Origin of the sequence: Citrobacter sp. wls619 (assembly GCF_005281345.1) — a bacterium.
Lineage (GTDB): Bacteria > Pseudomonadota > Gammaproteobacteria > Enterobacterales > Enterobacteriaceae > Citrobacter.
Genome location: NZ_SZXJ01000098.1, coordinates 42,123 through 65,596, shown reverse-complemented (window position 1 = coordinate 65,596; position 23,474 = coordinate 42,123). Strand labels below are relative to the sequence as shown.

The window sequence follows — 23,474 nt, the reverse complement described above, 5'->3', positions numbered from 1 at the left end:
GCAAGTGAGGAAATCCCCGGGAGCATAGTAACTATGTGACTGGGGTTTCGGAGCGCAGCCAACAAAGAGGCAGCTTAAAGGATGAAGTGTAAATGCGATGGAGTTCGGGAGCTAAACAATGAAAAGCCATGACCTGATTAAAGCGCTGAGTCAATGGACAGCCGCGCTGGCCCTGGTAGTCAGTGGGGCCGTTTGGGCTGCAAACGGAGTGGATCTGAGCCAGTCACCGGAAGTCTCAGGGACACAGGAAGGGGCGATTCGCATGCCGAAAGAGCAGGAGCGTATGCCGCTGAATTATGTGAATCAGCCACCGATGGTTCCGCACAGTGTTGACGGCTACCAGGTGACGACCAATACCAACCGTTGCCTGCAGTGTCACGGTGTTGAAAGCTACCGCACCACCGGTGCACCGCGTATCAGCCCGACGCACTTTATGGACAGCAACGGCAAGGTACTGGCTGAAGTCGCTCCGCGTCGTTACTTCTGCCTGCAGTGTCATGTCCCGCAGGCTGATGCGGCACCGATTGTTGAAAATACCTTTACCCCCTCGAAAGGTTACGGGAAATGAGAGCCTGTCCCATTAGGCTATTTTATTTGCCATTTCGGACCAGGGCAGTGCTCACAGTCCTCACGTACTGTATGTACGCTCCGGTTGTTCCGCGCTGTCCGTGTCCAAACTGGCTGCAACAATTTACGCCTACTGGAATAGGCTCGGGAGGTCATTATGGAAAATTCTAACCGTAAACCAGGCTGGATTAAGCGCGTCTGGCAATGGTGGCGTCGCCCCAGCCGTCTGGCGCTCGGCACGCTGTTGTTAATCGGCTTTGTGGGCGGCATTATTTTCTGGGGCGGCTTTAATACCGGTATGGAAAAGGCCAATACTGAAGAGTTCTGCATTAGCTGTCACGAAATGCGCAACACGGTATACCAGGAATATATGGAAACCGTACACTACAACAACCGCAGCGGTGTGCGCGCGACTTGCCCTGATTGCCACGTCCCTCATGAGTGGGGTCCGAAAATGATCCGCAAAATCAAGGCCAGCAAGGAGCTGTACGCGAAAGCACTGGGGTTGATAGATACACCGCAAAAATTTGAAGACCACCGTTTATCGATGGCGCAAAATGAATGGCGGCGTATGAAAGACAATAATTCGCAAGAGTGTCGGAACTGTCACAACTTCGAGTTTATGGATTTAACCGCCCAGAAAGGCGTAGCGGCTAAAATGCATGACCAGGCCGTGAAAGAAGGGCAAACCTGTATTGACTGTCATAAAGGGATAGCCCACAAACTGCCTGATATGCGCGAAGTCAAACCGGGCTTTTAACAGGATGTAAATAATCAGGATGCTTGAGGCCAGAGAACTGCTCTGCGAGCGAGATGACAGAATACTGTTTAGCGATCTGTCATTTCGCGTCAATGCAGGGGAATGGGTACAAATTACCGGGAGTAATGGCGCAGGGAAAACCACCCTGCTGCGGTTGCTTACCGGGCTGGCTCGTCCTGACGCCGGAGAGGTTTGCTGGCAAGGGAAAGCGCTGCACCAGGTGCGGGACAGCTACCATCAGGAACTACTGTGGATCGGACATCAGCCGGGGATAAAAACCCGGCTTTCGGCGTTGGAGAATCTGCGGTTTTTTCATCACGATGGTGATTGTCTGGCGGCGCTGGCGCAGGCAGGTCTCGCCGGATATGAAGATATTCCTGTTAATCAACTCTCCGCCGGACAACAGCGGCGCGTAGCACTGGCTCGCCTCTGGCTGACCCGCGCGCGACTGTGGATCCTCGATGAACCCTTTACGGCAATTGATGTGCACGGCGTTGAGCGACTGACTCAGCGCATGGCACAGCATACAGAGCAGGGTGGTATTGTGATCCTTACCACGCACCAGCCTCTGGGTGTTGAGACCGATAAAGTGCGACGTATTGCGCTGACCAGCGAGAGGGTCGCGCAATGATGTGGCAAATCTTCCGTTTAGAACTGCGGGTTGCGTTCCGTCATAGTGCAGAGATCGCCAATCCGTTATGGTTCTTCCTGATCGTCATAACGCTGTTCCCGCTCAGTATTGGGCCGGAGCCACAGCTGCTGGCGCGTATTGCACCGGGCATTATCTGGGTTGCCGCATTGCTGGCATCATTACTGGCGCTGGAACGTTTATTTCGGGATGACCTACAGGATGGCAGCCTCGAACAATTGATGCTGCTGCCATTGCCGCTACCGGCCGTGGTGCTGGCGAAGGTGATGGCGCACTGGTTTGTAACAGGTTTGCCGCTGCTGATCCTCTCGCCGCTGGTGGCGCTGCTGCTGGGCATGGATATGTATGGTTGGCAAATTATGGCGCTGACGTTGCTGCTTGGAACGCCGACGCTGGGTTTTCTCGGCGCGCCGGGCGTGGGACTGACGGTGGGGTTAAAACGCGGTGGCGTGCTGCTGAGCGTGCTGGTACTCCCGTTAACCATTCCCTTACTGATTTTTGCGACCGCTGCGATGGACGCCGCCTCGATGCACTTACCCGTTGAAGGGTATATGGCGATTCTTGGCGCTCTACTGGTAGGAAGCGCCACATTAAGTCCCTTTGCGACGGCGGCGGCGTTACGTATCAGCGTGCAATAGCGCAGATATGACTTGTGGGCCGGACATGGCGAAGCCGCCCTCCGGTAAAACGGAAATTTACTAATTTATTGAGTCTGGTGACTGAACTATGTGGAAAACACTTCATCAACTGGCGATGCCCCCACGTCTCTATCAGATCTGTGGCTGGTTTATCCCATGGCTGGCGATTGCCAGCGCAGTGGTACTGGTAACAGGATGGGTTTGGGGATTTGGCTTCGCGCCAGCGGATTATCAGCAGGGGCAGAGCTATCGCATCATCTATCTGCACGTCCCGGCGGCAATCTGGTCGATGGGTATTTATGCGTCGATGGCGGTTGCCGCATTTATCGGCCTGGTCTGGCAGATGAAAATGGCCAATCTGGCGCTGGCAGCGATGGCGCCGATTGGCGCAGTGTTTACCTTTATTGCACTGGTGACGGGCTCTGCATGGGGAAAACCAATGTGGGGAACCTGGTGGGTCTGGGATGCCCGACTCACTTCTGAGCTGGTGCTGTTGTTTCTCTATGTTGGTGCCATTGCGCTGTGGCATGCCTTTGATGATCGCCGCATGGCGGGACGTGCTGCCGGTATTCTGGTACTGATTGGCGTCGTGAACTTACCGATTATCCACTATTCGGTCGAGTGGTGGAATACGTTGCACCAGGGGTCGACCCGCATGCAGCAGAGTATTGATCCGGCGATGCGTACGCCGCTGCGCCTGGCGATCGTCGGTTATCTGTTACTGTTTGTCACGCTGGCGCTGATGCGCATGCGTAACCTGATTTTGATGATGGAAAAACGCCGCCCATGGGTGAGCGAACTGATCTTAAAAAGAGGCCGCCAATGACCCCTGCATTTGCATCATGGAGTGATTTTTTCGCGATGGGCGGTTACGCCTTGTATGTCTGGCTGGCTGTGGCCATGAGCGTTATCCCGCTGGTGGTGCTGGTGCTGCATTCTGCATTACAGCATCGCGCAATTTTACGCGGCGTGGCGCAGCAGCGGGCGAGAGAAGCGCGCATGCGTGCGGCGCAAGTGCAACGGGAGGCGGCGTGAATATTCGACGTAAAAATCGGCTATGGATAGCCTGCGCGGTACTGGCGGGCCTGGCATTGACCATCACGCTGGTGCTCTACGCATTGCGTTCCAATATCGATTTATTCTATACGCCGGGAGAAATACTCTACGGCAAGCGCGAAACTCAGCAGATGCCGGAAGTCGGTCAACGCCTGCGCGTTGGCGGTATGGTTATGCCGGGTAGTGTGAAGCGTGACCCGCAGTCGCTGAAAGTTAACTTCAGCATCTATGACGCCGAAGGCGTGGTGGATGTGACCTACGAAGGTATCCTGCCGGATCTGTTCCGTGAAGGGCAGGGCGTCGTTGTTCAGGGGGAACTGGATCAGGGAAATCATGTGCAGGCCAAAGAGGTTCTTGCCAAACATGATGAAAATTACACCCCGCCGGAAGTCGAAAAAGCGATGCAGGAGAACCACCGTCGCCCGGAAAGTGTATATAAGGATAAAACGTCATGATGCCTGAAATTGGCAATGGGCTACTGTGTCTGGCACTCGGCGTTGCACTGTTGCTGTCGGTTTATCCGCTGTGGGGTGTTGCGCGTGGCGATGTCCGGATGATGGCCTCTGCGCGACCCTTTGCCTGGGTGTTGTTTATCTGTGTGATGGGTGCGTTTCTGGTGCTGGTAAATGCATTTGTGGTCAATGACTTTACCGTGACCTATGTCGCCAGCAACTCCAATACGCAACTTCCGGTCTGGTATCGCGTCGCCGCGACATGGGGCGCGCATGAAGGCTCATTGTTGCTGTGGGTGTTGCTGATGAGCGGCTGGACGTTCGCTGTGGCGCTGTTCAGCCAGCGGATGCCGCTGGATATCGTCGCACGCGTACTGGCGGTGATGGGCATGGTCAGCGTCGGCTTCCTGCTGTTTATTCTGTTTACCTCCAACCCGTTTTCCCGCACGCTGCCGGATTTCCCGATAGAAGGGCGTGACCTTAATCCGTTGTTGCAGGATCCGGGGCTGATCTTCCATCCGCCATTACTGTATATGGGCTATGTCGGTTTCTCTGTGGCTTTTGCTTTTGCCATTGCCGCACTGATGAGCGGGCGTCTGGATAGCACCTTTGCCCGTTTTTCGCGTCCGTGGACGCTGGCGGCATGGGTGTTCCTGACGCTGGGTATTGTGCTCGGCTCTGCGTGGGCATACTACGAACTGGGCTGGGGCGGTTGGTGGTTCTGGGACCCGGTAGAGAACGCTTCGTTTATGCCGTGGCTGGTGGGGACGGCGCTGATGCACTCGCTGTCAGTGACCGAACAACGCGCCAGCTTTAAAGCCTGGACGTTGCTGCTGTCAATATGCGCCTTCTCGCTTTGCTTGCTCGGGACGTTCCTGGTGCGTTCGGGGGTATTGGTGTCGGTGCACGCTTTCGCCTCTGACCCGTCGCGCGGGATGTTCATTCTTGCCTTTATGGTACTGGTTATCGGCGGTTCCCTGCTGCTGTTTGCGGTGCGCGGTCACAAGGTTCGCTCGCGGGTGAATAACGCGCTATGGTCGCGTGAATCGCTGCTGTTAGGGAACAATGTTCTGTTGATTGCAGCGATGCTGGTGGTGCTGCTGGGCACGCTGTTACCGTTGGTGCACAAACAGCTGGGGCTGGGCAGTATTTCGATTGGCGAGCCGTTCTTCAATACTATGTTTACCTGGCTGATGGCGCCGTTTGCGCTGTTGCTGGGGATTGGGCCACTGGTGCGCTGGGGACGTGACCGACCGCGTAAGCTGAAAACGCTACTGATTGTCGCGTTTGTTACCACGCTGGTACTGTCCGTGCTGCTGCCGTGGCTGTTTGAAGATCGCATTGCCGCGATGACGGTCGTGGGTATGGCAATGGCATGCTGGATATTTGTGCTGGCGATGTCCGAGGCGTTCCTGCGTATTTCGCGTGGCACGAAGCTGACGCCGAGCTACTGGGGCATGGTGTCGGGCCACGTTGGGCTGGCGATAACTATTGTCGGTATTGCCTTTAGCCAGAACTACAGCGTTGAACGTGATGTGCGCATGAAGGCGGGCGATAGCGTCAGTATCCATGATTATCAGTTCACTTTCCGCGAAGTAAAAGATATTACCGGACCTAACTACCGGGGGGGCGTGGCCGTGATTGGTGTGACCCGTGACGGCAAGCCGGAAGCGACGCTGCATGCGGAAAAACGCTTTTACAACAGCACCAGTTCAATGATGACCGAAGCGGCGATCGATGGCGGACTGACGCGTGACCTGTATGCGGCATTAGGCGAAGAGCTGGACAACGGCGCGTGGGCAGTGCGTCTGTACTATAAACCGTTTATTCGCTGGATTTGGGCCGGAGGGTTGCTGATGGCGCTGGGTGGGTTGTTCTGCCTGTTTGATCCACGCTATCGCCAGCGCACGCGTCCTCGTGCTGCTGCGCAAAAAAACGCGCCGGAGGCTGTATGAAGCGCAATGCATTGTTAATCCCATTTATTATTTTTCTCATTATTGCCGCGGCGCTGCTGTGGCAACTGGCACGTAACGCACAGGGAGACGACCCGACGAATCTGGAATCGGCGTTAATCGGTAAGCCGGTGCCGACGTTCCGTCTGGAGTCGCTGGAAAATCCGGGCCAGCATTACCAGGCTGATGTATTGACGCAGGGGAAACCGGTGCTGCTAAACGTCTGGGCGACCTGGTGTCCGACCTGTCGCGCTGAGCACCAGTATCTGAACCAGCTGTCGGCGCAAGGCGTGCGGGTCGTTGGGTTGAACTATAAAGACGATCGTCAAAAAGCCATCGTCTGGCTGAAAGAACTGGGCAATCCGTATGCCTTAAGTCTGTTTGATGGCGACGGGATGCTGGGTCTGGATCTGGGGGTGTACGGTGCGCCGGAAACGTTCCTGATCGACGGTAAAGGTATTATTCGCTATCGCCATGCCGGCGACTTAAACGCCAGGGTGTGGGAGAGCGAGATCAAACCATTGTGGGATAAATACAGTAAGGAGGCTGCGCAATGAGGTTCTTTCTGGGCCTGCTGATGCTGGTTATCTCGGGATCGGCGCTGGCCACTATTGACGTGATGCAGTTCAAAGATGAGGCGCAGGAACAGCAGTTCCGTCAGCTCACTGAACAGTTACGCTGTCCCAAGTGTCAGAACAACAGCATTGCTGATTCTAACTCAATGATTGCCACCGATCTGCGTCAGAAGGTTTACGAACTGATGCAGGAAGGGAAAAGCCAGAAAGAAATTGTCGATTACATGGTGGCGCGTTACGGCAACTTCGTGACTTACGATCCGCCGTTGACGCCGCTGACCGTGCTGCTGTGGGTGATGCCCGTTGTGGCAATTGGTCTGGGGGGCTGGATTATTTTTGCCCGTTCACGCCGTCGTGTACGAGTGAAGCAGGAAGAATTTCCTGATGAGATTACCCCCGACGGCAAACGCGGTGGATTAGGACTCTTTATACCCGGCGTTATCGTGGCGCTGGTGGTGGGCGCGGTGAGCTATTACCAAACCGGCAGCTATAAGCAGGTTAAGGTCTGGCAGCAGGCGACTGCACAGGCTCCGGCGTTGCTGGAGCGGGCGTTAGATCCAAAGGCTGAACCGCTGAATGAAGAGGATATGGCGCGTCTGGCGTTGGGATTACGTACCCGGCTGCAAACCGATGCCGGGAACGTTGAAGGCTGGATTATGCTTGGGCGCGTAGGCATGGTTCTCGGTAATGCCAGTACGGCGACTGAGGCGTATGCCAATGCCTACCGACTGGATCCTAAAAATAGCGATGCCGCGTTGGGTTATGCTGAAGCGTTGACCCGTTCTTCCGATCCAGATGATAACCGTCGCGGTGGGGAGTTGTTACGTCAATTGGTCAGGGGCGAACATGCGAATGTGCGCGTACTGAGCATGTACGCGTTTAACGCTTTCGAACAGCAGCGCTTCGGTGAGGCGGTTGCGGCGTGGGAGATGATGCTGAAATTATTGCCCGCCAATGATACCCGTCGGGCGGTAATTGAGCGCAGCATCAAACAGGCGATGGAACAGCTGGCACCGCAGGAGAAATAAGCGTTCAGATTGCCCGATGGCGCGCAGCTTTCGGGCCTGTGTGGGTCTTGTAGGCCGGATAAGACGCTGCGGCGTCGCATCCGGCATCTTATTGATTACTGTATTCCGCGTGTTTGCAAAAACAGGATGGTGGCGGCAACGCGAGAGCGGACGTTAAGTTTGCGCAGCAGGTTGCGGATATGCACTTTCACCGTTTGTTCGGAAATATTCAGTACAGATGCAATCTGTTTATTCGATAATCCCTGAGCCAGCTCATGTAACACATCCAGCTCGCGTTCGGTGAGTACGCTGAACGGATCTTCCTCGGCGCCAAACAGTTCCCGTTCCCGCAGATAATCGCTGACGCGTTGGCTAAAGGCTTTACCTCCTTTTGCACCAGCGCGAATGGCTTCCAGCAGAACTTCAGGATCGCTGTCTTTAAGCAAGTAGCCATCTGCGCCGGCATCAATCAGGGCGTACACATCGCTGGCGGCATCCGATACGGTAAGAATGATAATTTGCGCGGTGACGCCGTCCCGGCGCAGCGCATTCAGGGTATCCAGTCCGCTCATGCCTTTCATATTGAGATCCAGCAGGATCACATCTAGATCCAGACGGTTTGCCAGATCGATAGCGCTCGCACCGTCGCCAGCTTCGGCAACTACGTCAAATGCGCTATCCAGCTGCAGTAATTGACTGATTCCTCGCCGCATGAGTGGGTGGTCATCAACGATCATCACCTTAAAAGGTGTTAATTCAGGCATCTTCTTCTCCTGAGCACTCTTAATTTCGTTATATTCCGGGGCATGGGATAATCCTGATTTATCACGTAGATGATAAGGCAACGTGACCTTACTTTTTACAGGTGCAAATAGTATATCCTGACTCAAAAAGCTCTCATTGGAATTTTTACAAAGAAAACTCTTTATGATTTGAATCAAGGTGCTGGCGGTTTGCGAGACGAAAGAATTCTCGATTTGCTGTTTGACAACATTAATTAAATATCAACATTAACAAGTGGCAATAATAAGCAATGTTGATATTGAAGGTGCAAGCAGTTGGAAGAGAACTCCGCAGACGTCACCCAGGCGGCACGACGTGCGCGACATACTCATCCCAGCGCTCTTCATGCAAATGGGTGACTAGCGATGGGGTTGAGCCAATAGAGTAAGCGTAATTTAACTTAAGAATATAAAAAACCCTAAAATGCAATAGGAATAAAGTGAAAACGCATTTATTGCCTTTACTTTTGTTTGCATTTTGTGCTTTTTTGGCAAGAGGCGCACAGCTAAGTTCGGTTTCGTACTTTGGGGGATAGGGTGAAGTTCAGGGATGAAAGAAAGCTGGCATTACTGATTGGGATGTTAGTTTTGCCGTTCACAACGGTTTCTGCCGCACCACTCTCTCCTGCGGATCGTAATACCATTCAGCAGCAACAACAGCAGCTACTTAATGAAAACCAGCGCCAGCGTGAAGAGCTGGAGCGTAGCGTTACGCTGCCCGAAACCGTCACGTCGAAAACGCCAGCCCCGACTGAAGGGCCGTGTTTTATGATTTCGCGCATTGATATTGACGGCGCAACGACGTTGTCCGCCGCTGCCTCGGCAAAGCTTACCGCGCCGTGGGTGAATCAATGCCTGGATATTCCTCGCCTGACGGAACTGACAAATGCAATTTCCGACTGGTATATCAGCCGAGGTTACATCACCAGTCGTGCCTTTTTAACCGAACAGGATCTCTCCTCTGGGGTGCTGCACATTGCGGTGCTTGAGGGAAAATTGCAGCAAATACGTCTGGAAGGTGTCCCATCGCGCACGCTGAAAATGATCTTTCCGGGGCTGGAAGGAAAGATTCTCAATCTGCGTGACATTGAACAGGGTATGGAGCAGTTGAACCGGATTCGCCAGACGCCGGTGGAAATTGAAATTTTGCCGGGCAGCCAGCAGGGGTTATCAATAGTTAATTTGAGCGCCACGCCTGAATTCCCCGTTAACGGCTCCGTCAGTTTTGATAACAGCGGACAAAAGAGTACCGGCACCGGACAACTGAGCGGGGCATTATTTTTCAATAATATGCTTGGGCTGGCGGATAAATGGTTTATCAGCGGCGGGCGTAGCAGCGATTTTTCCAGCAGTAAAGATGCGCAGAACGTTGCTGCTGGCGTGAGTGTTCCTTACGGCTACGGATTGCTGGATTACAGCTACAGCTGGAGTAACTACCTCAGCACCATTGATAACAATGGCTATGCCTGGCGCTCCACCGGCGACAGCGAAACCCATCGTCTGACCGGCTCCTGGGTTTTGTTTCGCAACGGTGAGATCAAAACCGCAGCATCGCTGGGTCTCACGCATCGAATCAATCGTAACAGATTGAATGATGTCCTGCTGGAAACCAGTAGCCGCAAGCTTTCCAGCGTTTCGCTGGGTATCAACCATACGCAAAAAATTGCTTCCGGCGTTGCGACGTTTAACCCCTCATTCACCCAGGGCGTGCCGTGGTTTGGCGCAGAGGATGACAATGATAAACAGGGTGATGTGCCAAAGGCAGAATTTCGCAAGTGGAGCGTCAGCGGCAGTTTTCAGCGCCCGCTGACAGAAAGACTGTGGTGGCTGAGCAGCCTCTATTTTCAATGGTCACCGGACCGCCTTTACGGCAGCGAACGCCTGACGCTGGGCGGTGAAACATCGGTACGTGGCTATAAAGAACAATACATTTCAGGAGATAACGGCGGCTACTGGCGCAACGAAGTGAATTACTCTCTGTTTACGCTGCCGGTGTTGGGACAGATTGGCGCGATAGCGGCATTCGACGGCGGCTGGCTGAAACAAGATAGCGTTGACAGGTATGCCTCCGGCACGTTGTGGGGGGCCGCGCTGGGATTAACCAGCTCAGGGCGCTGGTTCTCCAGTCAGTTTACCGTAGGAACGCCAGTGAATTATCCGGACTGGCTGGTACCGGATCATCTCAATGTGTATTACCGCGTTGCGGTGGCATTTTAAGGAACAAGGATGATGAAAAAGGATCAGGTGCGTTTCTCCCAGCGTTTGCTAAGTGGCATGTTGAGTTTCCTGCTGGCTACCCAACCGCTGCTCCCGGCGATGGCTGCTGCCATCACGCCTGAAGGCAATACGCAGATGGATAAAGCCGCCAATGGTGTTCCGGTGGTGAATATTGCCACGCCGAACCAGTCCGGGATTTCACACAACAAATATAACGACTACAACGTGGGAAAAGAGGGGCTGATCCTCAACAACGCGACCGGGCAATTTACCCAAACCCAGCTCGGCGGCATCGTCCAGAATAACCCGAACCTGCGTCCCGGAAAGGAAGCGTCAGGGATCATCAACGAAGTTACCGGCGCTAACCGTTCGCAGCTACAGGGCTATACCGAAGTCGCGGGGAAAGCCGCCAACGTCATGGTCGCCAACCCCTACGGCATTACCTGTAACGGGTGCGGATTTATCAACACGCCTAACGCCACCCTGACTACCGGTAAACCGGTGCTGGATGCTAACGGTAACCTGCAGTCACTGGATGTGAGCAAAGGCAGCATTACCATTGAAGGCAAAGGGCTGGATGGTAGTCAGAGCGATGCGGTGTCAATTATTGCCCGCGCCACGGAAATTAACGCTGCGCTACACGCCAAAGATTTGACGGTTATCGCTGGGGCGAATCGCGTCGCGGCGAATGGCCAGACGAGCCCGCTGAATGGCGAAGGGGAAGCACCGAAAATTGCGGTAGACACCGGCGCATTAGGTGGGATGTACGCTAACCGTATTCATCTGGTCTCCAGCGAGAAAGGGCTGGGAGTCAATCTCGGGAATCTGAATGCCCGCCAGGGTGATATCACCCTCAATGCTAACGGGAAATTAACGATTGGCAACACTCTGGCAAACGGTGGTCTTTCCGCCAGTGGCGAAGGCGTCACGTTGACCGGCAACCATAAGACCGCAAGCGGGATGGCCATCAACAGCACCGGGGCGTTAGCGCTACAAGGTGCAAATCTCTCCAGTGGCGCAGGCGTGCAGTTGGGTAGCGATGGCAAGATGACGATCGAGGGGGGCGGGGTTGCTGCAGCTGGCGAGTTGCAGATTACGGCTAAACAGGATGTCGCCATTGCCGCAACCACTCTGGTTAGCCAAAAAAACACTTCATTGCGTAGTGACGGTTCGCTGACAATCACCGACGGTAGCCTGACCAGTAAAGAAAAACTGGATGTCGCGAGTACTAATGGGCTGACGCTGACCCATTCCACGCTGGGGAGTGATGCTGATGTTAGCCTTAACAGTCACGGCAACCTGTCGGCTAAAGGGGGATTGCTCTCTGCAGGTAACGGACTCACGCTGAAGGCGCAGCACATAGCACTGGATAACGCCAGTCGGGCCGATGCGAAAGGAGCATTAAGCCTGGCCGGTAGCGAAATGAACAACCAGGGACAGGTCAATGCGGGAGGCGCATTGTCTCTTTCCGGTGACCACCTCGTGAATGGTGGTCAACTGGCGGCAAACGGCAGTCTTGATGCTTCTGTCAGCAGTCTTAGCAACACAGGTCTGATGCAGGGTAACAGCGTATCGGTCCATAGCGGGTCGCTGGATAATAAGGGCACGCTGGCGAGCGGGAGCCAGCTTTCAGTACAGACAACAACGCTGAATCAACAGGGCACCCTCAGCGCGAAAAACGATGCGGATATCCGGGCGGATGCCACGCTGCGTAATAGTGGAAAGTTGCTCTCTGATGGCACTCTAACGGTGCAGGCCGCGTCAGTTGAACAATATGGCGTCCTCTCTGGCAACCGGGGGGTGACAGTCAATGCTGAAAACCTTACCGCCGCGAAAGATTCGCTGATCGCCGGACAACAGGGCATACAGTTAAACGCTGCGCAAAACCTGCACCTGAACGGTCAGGTTAATGCCGCTGGTGCGCTTAACGTAGGCGCAAAGCAGCTGACTACCGGCAAGGACGGTCATCTGCAGAGCGGTCTGGACCTTACGATTACCGGCAACCGCATCACACTGGACGGTGTACAGGCGGCAAAAGGTTCGCTGGACGTAACGGCGGACAGGCTCAGTCATCGCGGAAAATCCACCGGCACACGCGTTGGTTTCAGCGCGCAGCAGTCAGTTGATAACCAGGGTGAACTGCTGGCCGATACTCTGACGCTCAGCGCGGCGACGCTGACTCATAGCGGTAGCGCCAGCGCTGAACGCATCTCGATTATTGCACCTGAACTTCTTACCAGCAGCGGCTCTCTGGTAGCCGACACGTTAACTCTCCACAGTCAGCATGTTGTGAACAGCGGCCTGATGCAGGGCAACGCGGCATTGGATCTGCAGATTGATACGTTAGATAACCTTAGCGGCGGCTCGCTCTATGCCCGGCGTTCTCTGGCGCTGGATATACCGTATCTGACCAACCATGGGCTGATTACCACCGACGGTTCATTGCACCTCAATGGTCGTCAGTTAGTTAACGGCGGAGAAATTAACGGCGTTAATCTGCAAAGTGAATATGCGACGGTAAAAAACGAAACCGCGGGGCGCCTGCTGGCGGACACGTCATTATCTGTGAACGGACAGCAGACAGATAACCTCGGACTCATGGCCGCCGATACGCTCGTGCTGAACAGTCAGGACGTGAATAACGACGGCAATGTGCTGTCGGTGGGGGAATTGAGCCTGAAGAATCAGACCCTGCACAACACCGGCTTGCTGCAGGGCGGCACGCTGAATCTGGAAGCAAATACGTGGCAAAACAGCGGTAATGCGTTAGGTGAAGCGGGGGTAACGGCGACAGTACACGACGCGTTCACTAACCAGGGCAAGGTACTCAGTCAACAAGGTATGACCGTGCATGCCGCCAGTGCGAATAACAGCGGAATGCTGGCGGCGAAGGTGCTGGCATTACACAGCGATCTCAGCAATAGCGGGATCCTGCAGGGGAATCAGACGCTTGCCTGGGATGGCAATCGCTTCACTAACCTTGCGGGTGGGCAGGTAACCAGCGGCGAAGCGTTGCATCTTAGCGGAAAGCGTATCGACAACGATGGCCAACTGGAGGCCCGTACGGCGGCGATTACGCTGGACAACCTGCGGAACGGCGGCAGCATTCAGGCACTGGATAGCCTGAAAATTAAGGCTAACGGGCGACTGGATAACCAGGGATCGCTGCGCAGTCTGAATCTGTTCGAACTGGCTGCAGCGCAGTTGTTTAACGACAAAACGATTGCAGCAAAATCCCTTAGCATTTCCGCGCCGGAGCTTATGAATAGCGGCACTGTGCAGGGTAATTCGGTGCTACAGCTCGCCATCCGCAATCTGTTTAATGGTCAGCAGGGACAACTGGTTAGCGGCGCGGGGCTGGATTTAGGTCTCGATACGCTGGAAAACCACGGTCTGCTGCTGACGAATACCGACTTCACGCTGCGCGGCAACACATTAATTAACCCCGGTGATATTCAGGCCGATTCCCTGGACCTGACGCTGGCAAACTCAGTTGAAAACCAGGGGAACCTGGTGGCGAAGCAGGGGGCGTCGATAAACACCGCCTCTCTGGATAACCGCGGTACGCTGGCGGCGAAAAGTGTCACTCTGGATGGAAAATCCATCCGTAACAGCGGTCTGGTTCAGGGTAATGACAGTACCTCGGTTTCTGCGAATACTTTCACCACGGATGCCACAGGTAAATGGCTGGCCGGTAATGCGCTGTTGGTGCATACCGGTGCGATGGAAAACGCCGGCGTACTGCAGGGCGATGTCCTGACATTCACTGCCGACTCGCTGAATAACAGCGGCGTGCTTAACGGTTTACATGGCCTGGAAGGCAAGCTATCCGGGCAACTTATCAACCCCGGACACATTCAAAGTAGCGGCGCACTGACGCTGACGGCTGATGATATCAACAGCGCCGGGCGTATTGCCGGTGACAGGCTGACACTTGCAGCCTCGACGTTAAACAATACAGGTCTGTGGCAGGGGACAAACGGACTGGCCCTGTCTGGTGATGTACTCACGACGGGCATAACGTCCCGTACGCTGAGCGGCGGCGCGTTGACCTTTGATGCCAGCAGTATAACGACGCAAGGAACGCTGCAGGGGCAGCAACTTACGCTGACCGCTGATGACTGGCTGCACAAAGGCTCGCTGATAAGCCTGGGTAATCTGACGGCGACTGTAAACAACGGCCTTACCACGTCAGGCGACATGATGAGTCATGGCGGAATGTCACTGACCGCGCAGCAGCTTGATAACAGTGGAAAACTGCTCAGCGAAAGCGACGTAACGCTCGACGGCGCACAGCTTGATAACAGCGGCACGGTACAGGGAAAGACCCTGACCCTGCAGCAAAACCGGATCCACAACCAGGGCACGCTGACCGGCCTGCAAAGCCTGACGCTGGAAGCACGTCAGCGTCTGATGGCGCGCATGGCGATGGCTTCACCGCAACAGGAATTGATTAACGCAGCAGGTGGTTCACTACTGACGCAGGGTACGCTGAAACTCACTTCTGGCGATGTGACGAATAATGGCACATGGCAGGGGCAGTCGATTCTGCTCAATGCACAAACGCTGACAAACAATGGGGCAATACACAGCGCCGACGCCCTGCAGCTTACGCTCGCGAATAACCTGACTTCCACAGCGGGCAGCAAAATTACCGCGCTGGGTAACGCGACGCTACAGGCGCTTTCTCTGACTAACTCCGGGCAATGGACGGCGAAAAATCTTACGCTGAAGGGGACAACCCTCGATAACAGTGCGGCAATTAGCGGCGTAAATGCGCTCACGCTTGCCATGAACGGCGCGGTCAGGCAGCAGAAAGCGGGCAGTATGCTGAGCGGTGGCGCGTTGGATCTGACTGCGGCGTCAGTCACCAACGAGGGCAAAATTCAGGGTGCGACGCTGGGCATGACGTCCGGCACATTGACCAACAGCGGACGCCTACAAGGGGATAATGGCGCAACGCTGTCGCTGAGCGGCGATTTGATAAACCAGGCTTCCGGGGAGATTGTCAGCCGTCAGGGGCTGACGCTTTCTACGCCAGTGCTGTCCAACTACGGTTTAATGCAGGGCGGTGGAGAGACCCATCTTAACGCCACAACTCGTGCGCTCAATGACGGCAAACTGCTTTCCGGCGCGGGAATGACGCTGATCACGCCGCAGTATTCCGGCGCAGGCTGGTTACAAGCGACAAACCTCATTCTGAATGCGGCAACGGCCACCAATGGCGGGAACTGGCTGGCCGACAGCGCCACGCTTACCGGTAACAATTTTACCAACCAGGGAACGACACAGGCCGGTCAACTGGCAGTGAAATACACGCAGGTGACGAATAACGGTACGCTGTTGGGCAACTCGCAACTGAGTGTTAATGCCAGTCAGGTTAATCAGAATGCGGCAGGCAAACTGTTCAGCGGTGGCGATCTGACCGTTGAAAGCCACGGGCTGGATGCGTTGGGGCAGGTGGTTGCGCTGGGTAATCTGACGCTGAAACTGGTGAATGGCTTTACTGCGCAAAGCGCGTTTGCCGCCGGTAAAACGCTGACCATGACCAGCGAAGGTGCTATCGACAACCGTAGCGTGCTTCAGGGGCAGTCGCTCAACCTGACGGCGGGCGGGCAGCTCAGCAATAACGGACAAATCACAACGGGCAACGGTGCGAGCCACCTCAGCGGCAGCAACGTGGCGCTCAACGCCGCCGGAACGTTACAGGGCGGTGGCGATATTACGCTGACCAGTCGCGGTAATATTTCAGTCGATGGTTTCACCGGCACGCGTGGTTCTCTGACGCTCAATGCGCCTGGCGCTATCGTTAATACGGCGCTGTTGTACGCGGCAAATAATCTGGCGCTTTATGCCAACACCATTACCAACCAGCGCGGCGATATCCTCGCAGGCAACAATCTGTGGATGCAGCGAGATGCGGCGGGAAATGCCAACAGCGAAGTGGGCAACACCTCCGGCAATATCGAAACCCAGAATGGTGATATCACCATCAAAACCGGGCATCTGCTGAACCAGCGGGATGGGTTGACGATTAACCAGTCCGATAAAAACTATCCGGATGCTGTTCCTGCTCGGGATAAGTATCCTGCTTACTCCAGCTCTCTGGGTCAATATGCGGATTTTGCTGTCAGTCTGAACGAGTGGATTGACCGGGGTGATAATGTCGTCTGGAAGGAGTGGGAGCAGTGTACCGGTGGTAAGAATGACAACTGCCGGACAGGTGTTTCTTACCTTCTTACAGGTAATGATATCCGTCAGTTTGTACAGAGTGAGTCGGTTGTCACGGTCTCTGTAACGGGGGGGGCAGCCCGTATTGTGGCCGCCCGTGATATTATTGTTGATGCTGGTAACCTGGATAATCGCGCCAGCCAGATACTGGCTGGACGCAATGCAGGGCTTAGCGGAGAAACACTGAATAATCTCTCCGCTGAGAGCGGGCGGCGAGTAACTTATATTCAGGCAGAGTACCGTTGTGAATGGTTCAGCAATGAGTGCGGCAGTGAGGATTGGCGTCCACTTTCTGGTGAGGGGGATAAATGGTACTGGTGGCGGGACAAAGAACGTGGCAGGACATCGGTCTCTTATATCCTGGGTGAAAGAAAAACTGAGTTTGTCGCTGATGGTGATGCTTATCGTGCAGTGATAAGCGCCGCTGGCAATATCAGCGCGACATTCACTCATAACATCAGTAACACCAATACAACAGCGAACAGTGGAGTTGGTACCACTATTTCTGTGCCAACCCTCAACACTCTCAGCAACCAAACCCTCAGTAATGGGGTGCAAAAGCAGGCGCTGGCAAGCAATGACACGGTGAGCGTCAGTTCCCCACAGTGGAACGATCGACTGCATGACGCATTGCAGCAGATTAACGGCGGCGGCACGCTGGAAAGCGGTGGCGTATCAGACGCTACGCTCAGCTCTGTTTCTACCACGCAGAAAGGTGATGCCAGCCTCGGCCAACTGAATGGCCTGATTAACCCAGGCGAGAAGGGCGTGAATACCGCCGGGCAAAATCAGGGCAAAACGGTGGATACCAGCGCGTATCCGTTGCCTTCCGGAAAGAACGGTTATTTCGTCGTCTCCGACGATCCGAAAAGCCCGTACCTGATCAACGTCAACCCGAAACTGAATGGCCTTGGTCAACTCGATCCCAGCCTGTTTGGTGATTTGAATGCCATGCTGGGTATCAAACCGGGCGAAGCGCCGCGTGAAACTAACGTTGCGTATACCGATCAAAACCAGTTTCTGGGATCGGCCTATATGCTCGATCGTCTCAAACTGAACCCGGAATATGACTACCGTTTCCTCGGTGATGCGGCGTTCGATACCCGCTATGTCAGTAACGCTATGCTGAATAAGACGGGAAGTCGTTACATCAACGGTATAGGTTCTGATCTTGACCAGATGCGTTATCTGATGGACAGCGCTGCCAGTACCCAGCAGTCGCTGGGGCTGAAATTTGGGGTGGCCCTGACGGCCGATCAGATAGCGTCCCTTGAGCACAGCATGCTGTGGTGGGAAGCCGCGACCGTCAACGGTGAGACGGTCATGATACCGAAGCTGTATCTCTCGCCGAAAGATATCGCGGTGAACAACGGTAGCGTCATTGCCGGGAATAATGTTCAGCTTACCAGCGGGAATATCACCAACGCTGGCAGTACGCTGCTGGCGAGAAACGATCTCACTCTCGACAGTCAGAACAGCATCAGCAACCTTAACAATAGTCTGATGCAGGCCGGGGGCCACCTTGCGCTGAATGCGATTGGTGATATCAACAACGTCAGCTCCGCCATCAGCGGAAAAACGGTGACGCTGGAAAGCCTCGGCGGCAACATCAATAACCTGACGCTGGCGGAGCAGATTGATGTGAGTGCCAGGGACAAATACCGCAATGTGAGCTTTAAAGATACGTTGCTGGGTTCTGTGGCGTCCATTACCGCGCAGGACGGATTGTCGCTCTCGGCAGGCAAGGATATCACCGTTACTGGCGCGAATCTCTCTGCGGGTGGCTCATTGCTGATGGATGCGTGGGGGGATATTGCGGTAAATGCCAACCAGATAAACGATGCCCGGAGCCATTCCGGACGCAGGGTCACTGAGACCGGTCGTTCGTCGGTGGACTGGCAGGGGAGCACCATCAGCGCGGGCGGTAACCTCGGTATCAATGCCGGGAATAACCTCAACGTCACCGCCAGCAATGTTAACGCGGGGGGGAATGCTCAGCTTACAGCGGGTAACGATCTCAATCTGAATGCGGCCACCACTCAGCAGAATAGCCGTAACGGCGGCAGTGAATCGCACAGCACCGGGCTTTCCCGTACTACCGTCTCAGCGGGTGACAACCTGGTGTTGAAAGCGGGTCAGGATATTAATTCTCACGCGGCCGGGCTGGCAGCGGAAAATGATGTGGGTCTGCTGGCCGGGCGTGATGTCAACCTGCTGGCTGAAGCAACAACCGACGGCGACAGCTATCGTGCGAAGAAGAAAACCGTGGTCAATGACGCCGTACGCCAGCAGGGGACGGAAATTGCCAGCGGCGGCGACACCGTCATTATCGCCGGGCGCGATGTGAGTGCGCAGGCAGCGGATGTTACGGCGCAGGGCGATATCGGCGTCACGGCAGGCCGGGATGTGAATCTCACGACCGCCACAGAGAGCGATTATCACTACCAGGAAACCACGAAAACCAAAAAAGGATTCCTCAGTAAAAAGACTACCCATACGATTGAAGAAGACAGCGCTACGCGGGAAAAAGGCGCGTTGCTGAGCGGGGACAATGTGACTGTCGCCGCCGGGAATAACATTCTGGTACAGGGCTCAGCCGTTGCCGGTGACGGCAATGTAGCGCTGGGGGCTGGCAACAATGTGGATATCGTTGCCGCCACCAATACGGATACCTCATGGCGCTTTAAAGAGACGAAAAAGAGCGGGCTGATGGGGTCGGGCGGGATCGGCTTCACCATCGGTAGCAGTAAAACGACGCACGATCTGCGCGAAAAAGGCACCACCCAAAGCGAGAGCTTCAGTACGGTCGGTTCTACGGGGGGCAACGTCAGTATCACCGCAGGCCAGCAGGCACATATCGGCGGCGCGGATATTATCGCCCAGAAAGATATTGCTGTTCGCGGCGATAGTGTACTTATTGAACCGGGACACGACAAACGCACCCGTGATGAGAAGTTTGAGCAGAAAACCAGCGGACTGACGGTGGCGTTGTCAGGGGCTGTGGGCAGTGCGGTGAACAGCGCGGTTTCAGCAGCGCAGGATGCGAAAGATGAGAGTGACGATCGTCTTGCGGCTCTGAAGGCAACGAAAGCGGCGCTTTCCGGCGTGCAGGCTGCGCAGGGGGTTGTAGTTGCTCAGGCTGGCGGCGATCCGAATAACGGTATAGGCGTCAGCATTTCTCTGACTTCCCAGAAATCAAAGTCTGAGCAGCATGCCCGGAGTGATACTGTGGCAGGCAGCACCCTGAATGCAGGCAACAATCTGGCTATTACGGCGACGGGAAAAGGTCAGAGCGGGAACAGCGGCGATATTCTGATCGGCGGCAGCCAGATAAAGGCGGGTGGGGACACCGCGCTTGCAGCAGCGAATGATATCGTACTGAGCGGTGCGGCAAACACTCAACAGACAACCGGGAAAAATAGCAGCAGTGGCGGCGGTGTAGGGGTCAGCATTGGCGGAGGAACCAATGGCTATGGTATCAGCGTCTTCGCCAACGTGAATGCGGCAAAAGGACATGAGAAGGGTAACGGCACGGCGTGGACGGAGACCACGCTGGACAGCGGTGGCAAAGTATCGATGACCAGTGGTCGCGATGCCCTTCTGAATGGCGCGCAGGTCAGCGGCGATAAAGTGGTCGCGGATATTGGTCGAGACCTGTGGATGAGCAGCCAGCAGGACAGCAACGACTACAAATCGAAGCAGAACAGCGTAGCGGCAGGCGGCAGTTTTACCTTCGGTAGCATGACCGGTTCGGGCTATATCAGCGCCAGCCAGGACAAGATGAAAAGCACTTATGACTCGGTTCAGGAGCAGACAGGGCTTTTTGCAGGCGATGGCGGATTTGATGTGGCGGTGGGACGTCACACGCAACTGGACGGGGCGGTAATCGCTTCGACGGCAACGGGGGACAAAAACAGCCTGGATACCGGAACGCTGGGGTTCAGGGACATTCATAACGAAGCGGACTTTAAGGTCAGTCATTCAGGTGTCAGCCTGAGCGGGGGCGGTTCTTTTGGCGGCGGCACGTTCAAAGGCAATATGCCGGGTGGAATGATTTCAGCGGGTGGCAACAGCGGGCATGCGGAAGGAACTACGCAGGCGGCGGTAGCGAAAGGATCAATTACGGTTCGTGATACAGCGAACCAGCAGCAGGATATATCCGGTCTGAGCCGTGATACGGAACATGCGAACGACAGCATCAGTCCGATTTTTGACAAAGAGAAAGAGCAGAAGCGGCTGCAGACGGTAAGTCTCATCAGTGATATTGGCGGTCAGGCAGCGGATATTGCCAGAACACAGGGAGAGATAAATGCGCTGAAAGAGGCGCGCAGGGACAATCCGAATCTGCCTGCGGATAAGCTGAAAGATACGCCGAAGTATAAGGAAGAACTGGCGAAGTATGGCACGGGCAGCGATATTCAGCGGGGAATTCAGGCGGCAACGGCGGCGCTTCAGGGGCTGGCTGGCGGTGATATGGGGGCCGCGCTGGCGGGGGCGTCAGCACCGGAGCTAGCGCATCTGCTTAAATCGACAGAGGGCAATAGTGCGGTAAATGTTATTGCCCACGCGATACTGGGCGGCGCAGTGGCGGCGATGCAGGGAAACAGCGCGGCAGCGGGCGCAGCGGGTGCGGCAACGGGTGAACTTGCGGCCCGGGCGATTGCAGGTATGCTGTATCCTGATGTGACTGACCTGTCGCAACTGAGTGAGGATCAGAAGCAGACCATCAGCACGCTGGCAACGATATCAGCAGGGATGGCCGGTGGTCTGTCGGGTGACAGTACGGCGTCGGCGGCTGCCGGGGCGCAGGCCGGGAAAAATGCGGAGGAGAATAATGCACTCAGCTTCGGTGATGGTTTTGAAAGCAATGCTGCGGCGGCTACATCATGGAACAAGTACGCGGTGGACAATAATCTGACTCCGGAACAAACACAGGCCGGGCTGGATAAGATCGTGAAAGGTGATATGCCGGACAGCACCAATATCACGAAAGTGATTGTGGATAGTTATCAGGATGGTGTGATGATTGCCGGGGCATGGTATCTGGGGCCTGCCGCATCAGTTGGTAAGGTGATTGGTGGCGGAGTTATTGCTGAAATAGCCAACGGAAGCTACCAGTGGTTTGATCTGAGCCAGCCGGGTAATGAAAACAAAAGCTGGGACTGGAAAAGTAGTGCCAGTGCTGGCATTACAGGTATGCTTGCACCGGGAAGGACTATTGGACAAAACGTCGGTATAGCGGCTGGCAGCGCATTTTTCACCGATGGACCGGATGCAGGGTCTATTGGAGGGGCTGCGGCTGGAGCATGGGCCGGTGGACTGTTCGGGGAATATGCACCTGGAATTGTAAACTCAGTTACCGGCAAAGAAATTCCTGGTTTTGTTTATGATTATTGGGGCGGTGTCGCCTCAGAATTCTCATCTGGACTAATTAAAGATCTTAGTAAACCAAAAGAGTCTACTAAGGAGAAAAAACAATGAAGCAACTATACGGTTATGTAATGTTATTTATTTATAGTTGCTTGTCTTCCATATTGATGCTGTTGCTTTTAGGTGGAGGGATTGCTATTTTTTACTTTTTAAAAGGTAATGAGTTTAATTTTCCACTAGGGCAATTAAAAAGGGCTATTGTTTTCGGTTGTATAGCAGGATCTGCGATCACTTTGGCCACAATCGTCTTTAATCTGATAGACAAAATTAACGCCCGTAAAAAACCACCTTCAGATCCTAAGTGAGGTTAACAACAATCCCTGTATTTGCAGTTGGGATTGTTGTTGAGAATAACTCGCTCAGTGGTGACCAGGCTCGTGAAGCGGCGAAACAGGCTGCCGAATCTCTGAAAAAGCAGGTCCGGGAAAAGCTCGGTGACGGTACCACTTCTGCTATCGCGAACGCCATTATCACTGGTCTTGCTGATGCCGGCGATGCGGCATTAGGCTCGGCGGACTACGCTGCGGATGCGGCCATGGCACTGGCTTCCTGTGCTGCAGGTGACAGCTACTGCAGCAAAGCCATGAGCGACCTGGCCGGGAAAAATCAGGCGGTGGCGGATACCGTTACAGCCCTGATGCAGAGTGAAACCTGGTCAGCGGTAGCGGATACGGTCAAACAGGCGGCTGACGGAAATCAGGCCGCGCTGGAAGCTACAGGCGGGATGCTGGCAAGTATTATGTTGCCGGGTAAGAAAGTTCCACATACGCCTAATGCCGGTGCGGTTGGGAATATGGGGGAATTTTTTAAACAGTCTGGTTTTGGTAGCCAAATGAAAGAAAGTGCTCAGAACACAAGCCAGCTCTTTCAGAGGCAAAGCGTCTATCAAGCGCAGGGACCTGTTGGAGATTATATTGCGAAAGGTGATAAGTATTACCTCGATGGGTTACACAAATATCATATTGAGGTTTTTGATAACAAAGGAAAAGTTAAAGCTGTCCTGAATATTGATGGGTCTTTTAATGATGCAAAAACTAAGGTCGCCAGAGCTGAAGTTACCAAAATGATTGATATTAGTATGCTATATAAATTCAAAGATTCTTATCTGGAGCTGTTAAAATAGAAGGCAGGAAAAGTCCTTGATACAGATGATCTTTA

15 protein-coding genes are annotated in these 23,474 nt (G+C 54.5%); 14 read left to right on the top strand and 1 reads right to left on the bottom strand.

The genetic code is table 11. The features are described 5' to 3' along the window. Positions 1–118: 118 nt before the first annotated feature. The 10 genes from napB (at position 119) to FDX19_RS20150 (ending at position 7,677) form a co-directional block, all read left to right on the top strand. Complete coding sequence (gene napB, locus FDX19_RS20195) at positions 119–568, top strand: nitrate reductase cytochrome c-type subunit (protein WP_048212558.1); 450 nt, start codon at positions 119–121, stop codon at positions 566–568. A gap of 156 nt (positions 569–724) precedes the next feature. Beyond that, a complete protein-coding gene (napC, locus tag FDX19_RS20190; protein WP_005129332.1) occupies positions 725–1,327 on the top strand; it encodes a cytochrome c-type protein NapC in 603 nt (200 codons plus the stop codon). A gap of 13 nt (positions 1,328–1,340) precedes the next feature. Beyond that, complete coding sequence (gene ccmA, locus FDX19_RS20185) at positions 1,341–1,958, top strand: cytochrome c biogenesis heme-transporting ATPase CcmA (protein WP_249357585.1); 618 nt, start codon at positions 1,341–1,343, stop codon at positions 1,956–1,958. Further along, positions 1,955–2,614 carry a heme exporter protein CcmB gene (gene ccmB, locus FDX19_RS20180; protein WP_137384105.1) on the top strand — a complete coding sequence of 220 codons (660 nt, stop codon included), beginning with the start codon at positions 1,955–1,957 and terminating at the stop codon, positions 2,612–2,614. The genes ccmA and ccmB overlap by 4 nt, the downstream gene beginning before the upstream one ends. 88 nt (positions 2,615–2,702) lie before the next feature. Beyond that, the gene (locus FDX19_RS20175; protein WP_137384104.1) at positions 2,703–3,440 is read left to right on the top strand and encodes a heme ABC transporter permease; all 738 of its coding nucleotides are present in this window, start codon (positions 2,703–2,705) and stop codon (positions 3,438–3,440) included. Then, positions 3,437–3,649, top strand: coding sequence for a heme exporter protein CcmD (gene ccmD / locus FDX19_RS20170; protein WP_020996676.1), 213 nt, complete (start codon positions 3,437–3,439; stop codon positions 3,647–3,649). Before FDX19_RS20175 ends, ccmD begins: the two co-directional genes overlap by 4 nt. Next, positions 3,646–4,125, top strand: coding sequence for a cytochrome c maturation protein CcmE (gene ccmE, locus FDX19_RS20165; protein ID WP_005129319.1), 480 nt, complete (start codon positions 3,646–3,648; stop codon positions 4,123–4,125). Before ccmD ends, ccmE begins: the two co-directional genes overlap by 4 nt. Next, positions 4,122–6,077: a heme lyase CcmF/NrfE family subunit gene (locus FDX19_RS20160; protein ID WP_137384103.1), complete on the top strand. Its 1,956-nt coding sequence runs from the start codon at positions 4,122–4,124 to the stop codon at positions 6,075–6,077. Before ccmE ends, FDX19_RS20160 begins: the two co-directional genes overlap by 4 nt. Beyond that, on the top strand, positions 6,074–6,631 hold the full coding sequence (gene dsbE / locus FDX19_RS20155; protein ID WP_005129316.1) for a thiol:disulfide interchange protein DsbE: 558 nt from the start codon (positions 6,074–6,076) through the stop codon (positions 6,629–6,631). Before FDX19_RS20160 ends, dsbE begins: the two co-directional genes overlap by 4 nt. Next, the gene (locus tag FDX19_RS20150) at positions 6,628–7,677 is read left to right on the top strand and encodes a cytochrome c-type biogenesis protein CcmH (RefSeq protein ID WP_137384102.1); all 1,050 of its coding nucleotides are present in this window, start codon (positions 6,628–6,630) and stop codon (positions 7,675–7,677) included. Before dsbE ends, FDX19_RS20150 begins: the two co-directional genes overlap by 4 nt. Positions 7,678–7,772: 95 nt before the next feature. Here the strand turns inward: FDX19_RS20150 and narP are convergent, their stop codons facing one another. Then, a complete protein-coding gene (narP, locus tag FDX19_RS20145) occupies positions 7,773–8,420 on the bottom strand; it encodes a nitrate/nitrite response regulator protein NarP (protein WP_137384101.1) in 648 nt (215 codons plus the stop codon). A gap of 597 nt (positions 8,421–9,017) precedes the next feature. Here narP and FDX19_RS20140 point away from each other — a divergent pair. The 4 genes from FDX19_RS20140 to FDX19_RS25535 are packed head-to-tail and all read left to right on the top strand — an operon-like array spanning position 9,018 to position 23,439. Then, positions 9,018–10,655: a ShlB/FhaC/HecB family hemolysin secretion/activation protein gene (locus tag FDX19_RS20140; protein ID WP_137384267.1), complete on the top strand. Its 1,638-nt coding sequence runs from the start codon at positions 9,018–9,020 to the stop codon at positions 10,653–10,655. A 12-nt stretch (positions 10,656–10,667) separates the two neighbouring features. Continuing rightward, entirely contained in the window at positions 10,668–22,367 is an 11,700-nt protein-coding gene (locus FDX19_RS20135; protein WP_249357584.1) for a hemagglutinin repeat-containing protein, read from the top strand. After that, the gene (locus FDX19_RS20130) at positions 22,364–22,621 is read left to right on the top strand and encodes a hypothetical protein (protein ID WP_137384100.1); all 258 of its coding nucleotides are present in this window, start codon (positions 22,364–22,366) and stop codon (positions 22,619–22,621) included. The genes FDX19_RS20135 and FDX19_RS20130 overlap by 4 nt, the downstream gene beginning before the upstream one ends. After that, entirely contained in the window at positions 22,618–23,439 is an 822-nt protein-coding gene (locus FDX19_RS25535) for a hypothetical protein (protein ID WP_249357578.1), read from the top strand. Before FDX19_RS20130 ends, FDX19_RS25535 begins: the two co-directional genes overlap by 4 nt. The last annotated feature ends 35 nt before the right edge of the window (positions 23,440–23,474 follow it).

Excerpts from the sequence above, each read along its gene's own strand:
- napB (WP_048212558.1), top strand. The coding sequence starts at position 119 with ATGAAAAGCCATGACCTGATTAAAGCGCTGAGTCAATGGACAGCCGCG.
- napC (WP_005129332.1), top strand. The coding sequence starts at position 725 with ATGGAAAATTCTAACCGTAAACCAGGCTGGATTAAGCGCGTCTGGCAA.
- ccmB (WP_137384105.1), top strand. The coding sequence starts at position 1,955 with ATGATGTGGCAAATCTTCCGTTTAGAACTGCGGGTTGCGTTCCGTCAT.
- FDX19_RS20175 (WP_137384104.1), top strand. The coding sequence starts at position 2,703 with ATGTGGAAAACACTTCATCAACTGGCGATGCCCCCACGTCTCTATCAG.
- ccmD (WP_020996676.1), top strand. The coding sequence starts at position 3,437 with ATGACCCCTGCATTTGCATCATGGAGTGATTTTTTCGCGATGGGCGGT.
- FDX19_RS20160 (WP_137384103.1), top strand. The coding sequence starts at position 4,122 with ATGATGCCTGAAATTGGCAATGGGCTACTGTGTCTGGCACTCGGCGTT.
- dsbE (WP_005129316.1), top strand. The coding sequence starts at position 6,074 with ATGAAGCGCAATGCATTGTTAATCCCATTTATTATTTTTCTCATTATT.
- FDX19_RS20150 (WP_137384102.1), top strand. The coding sequence starts at position 6,628 with ATGAGGTTCTTTCTGGGCCTGCTGATGCTGGTTATCTCGGGATCGGCG.
- narP (WP_137384101.1), bottom strand. The coding sequence starts at position 8,420 with ATGCCTGAATTAACACCTTTTAAGGTGATGATCGTTGATGACCACCCA.
- FDX19_RS20140 (WP_137384267.1), top strand. The coding sequence starts at position 9,018 with ATGTTAGTTTTGCCGTTCACAACGGTTTCTGCCGCACCACTCTCTCCT.
- FDX19_RS20135 (WP_249357584.1), top strand. The coding sequence starts at position 10,668 with ATGAAAAAGGATCAGGTGCGTTTCTCCCAGCGTTTGCTAAGTGGCATG.
- FDX19_RS20130 (WP_137384100.1), top strand. The coding sequence starts at position 22,364 with ATGAAGCAACTATACGGTTATGTAATGTTATTTATTTATAGTTGCTTG.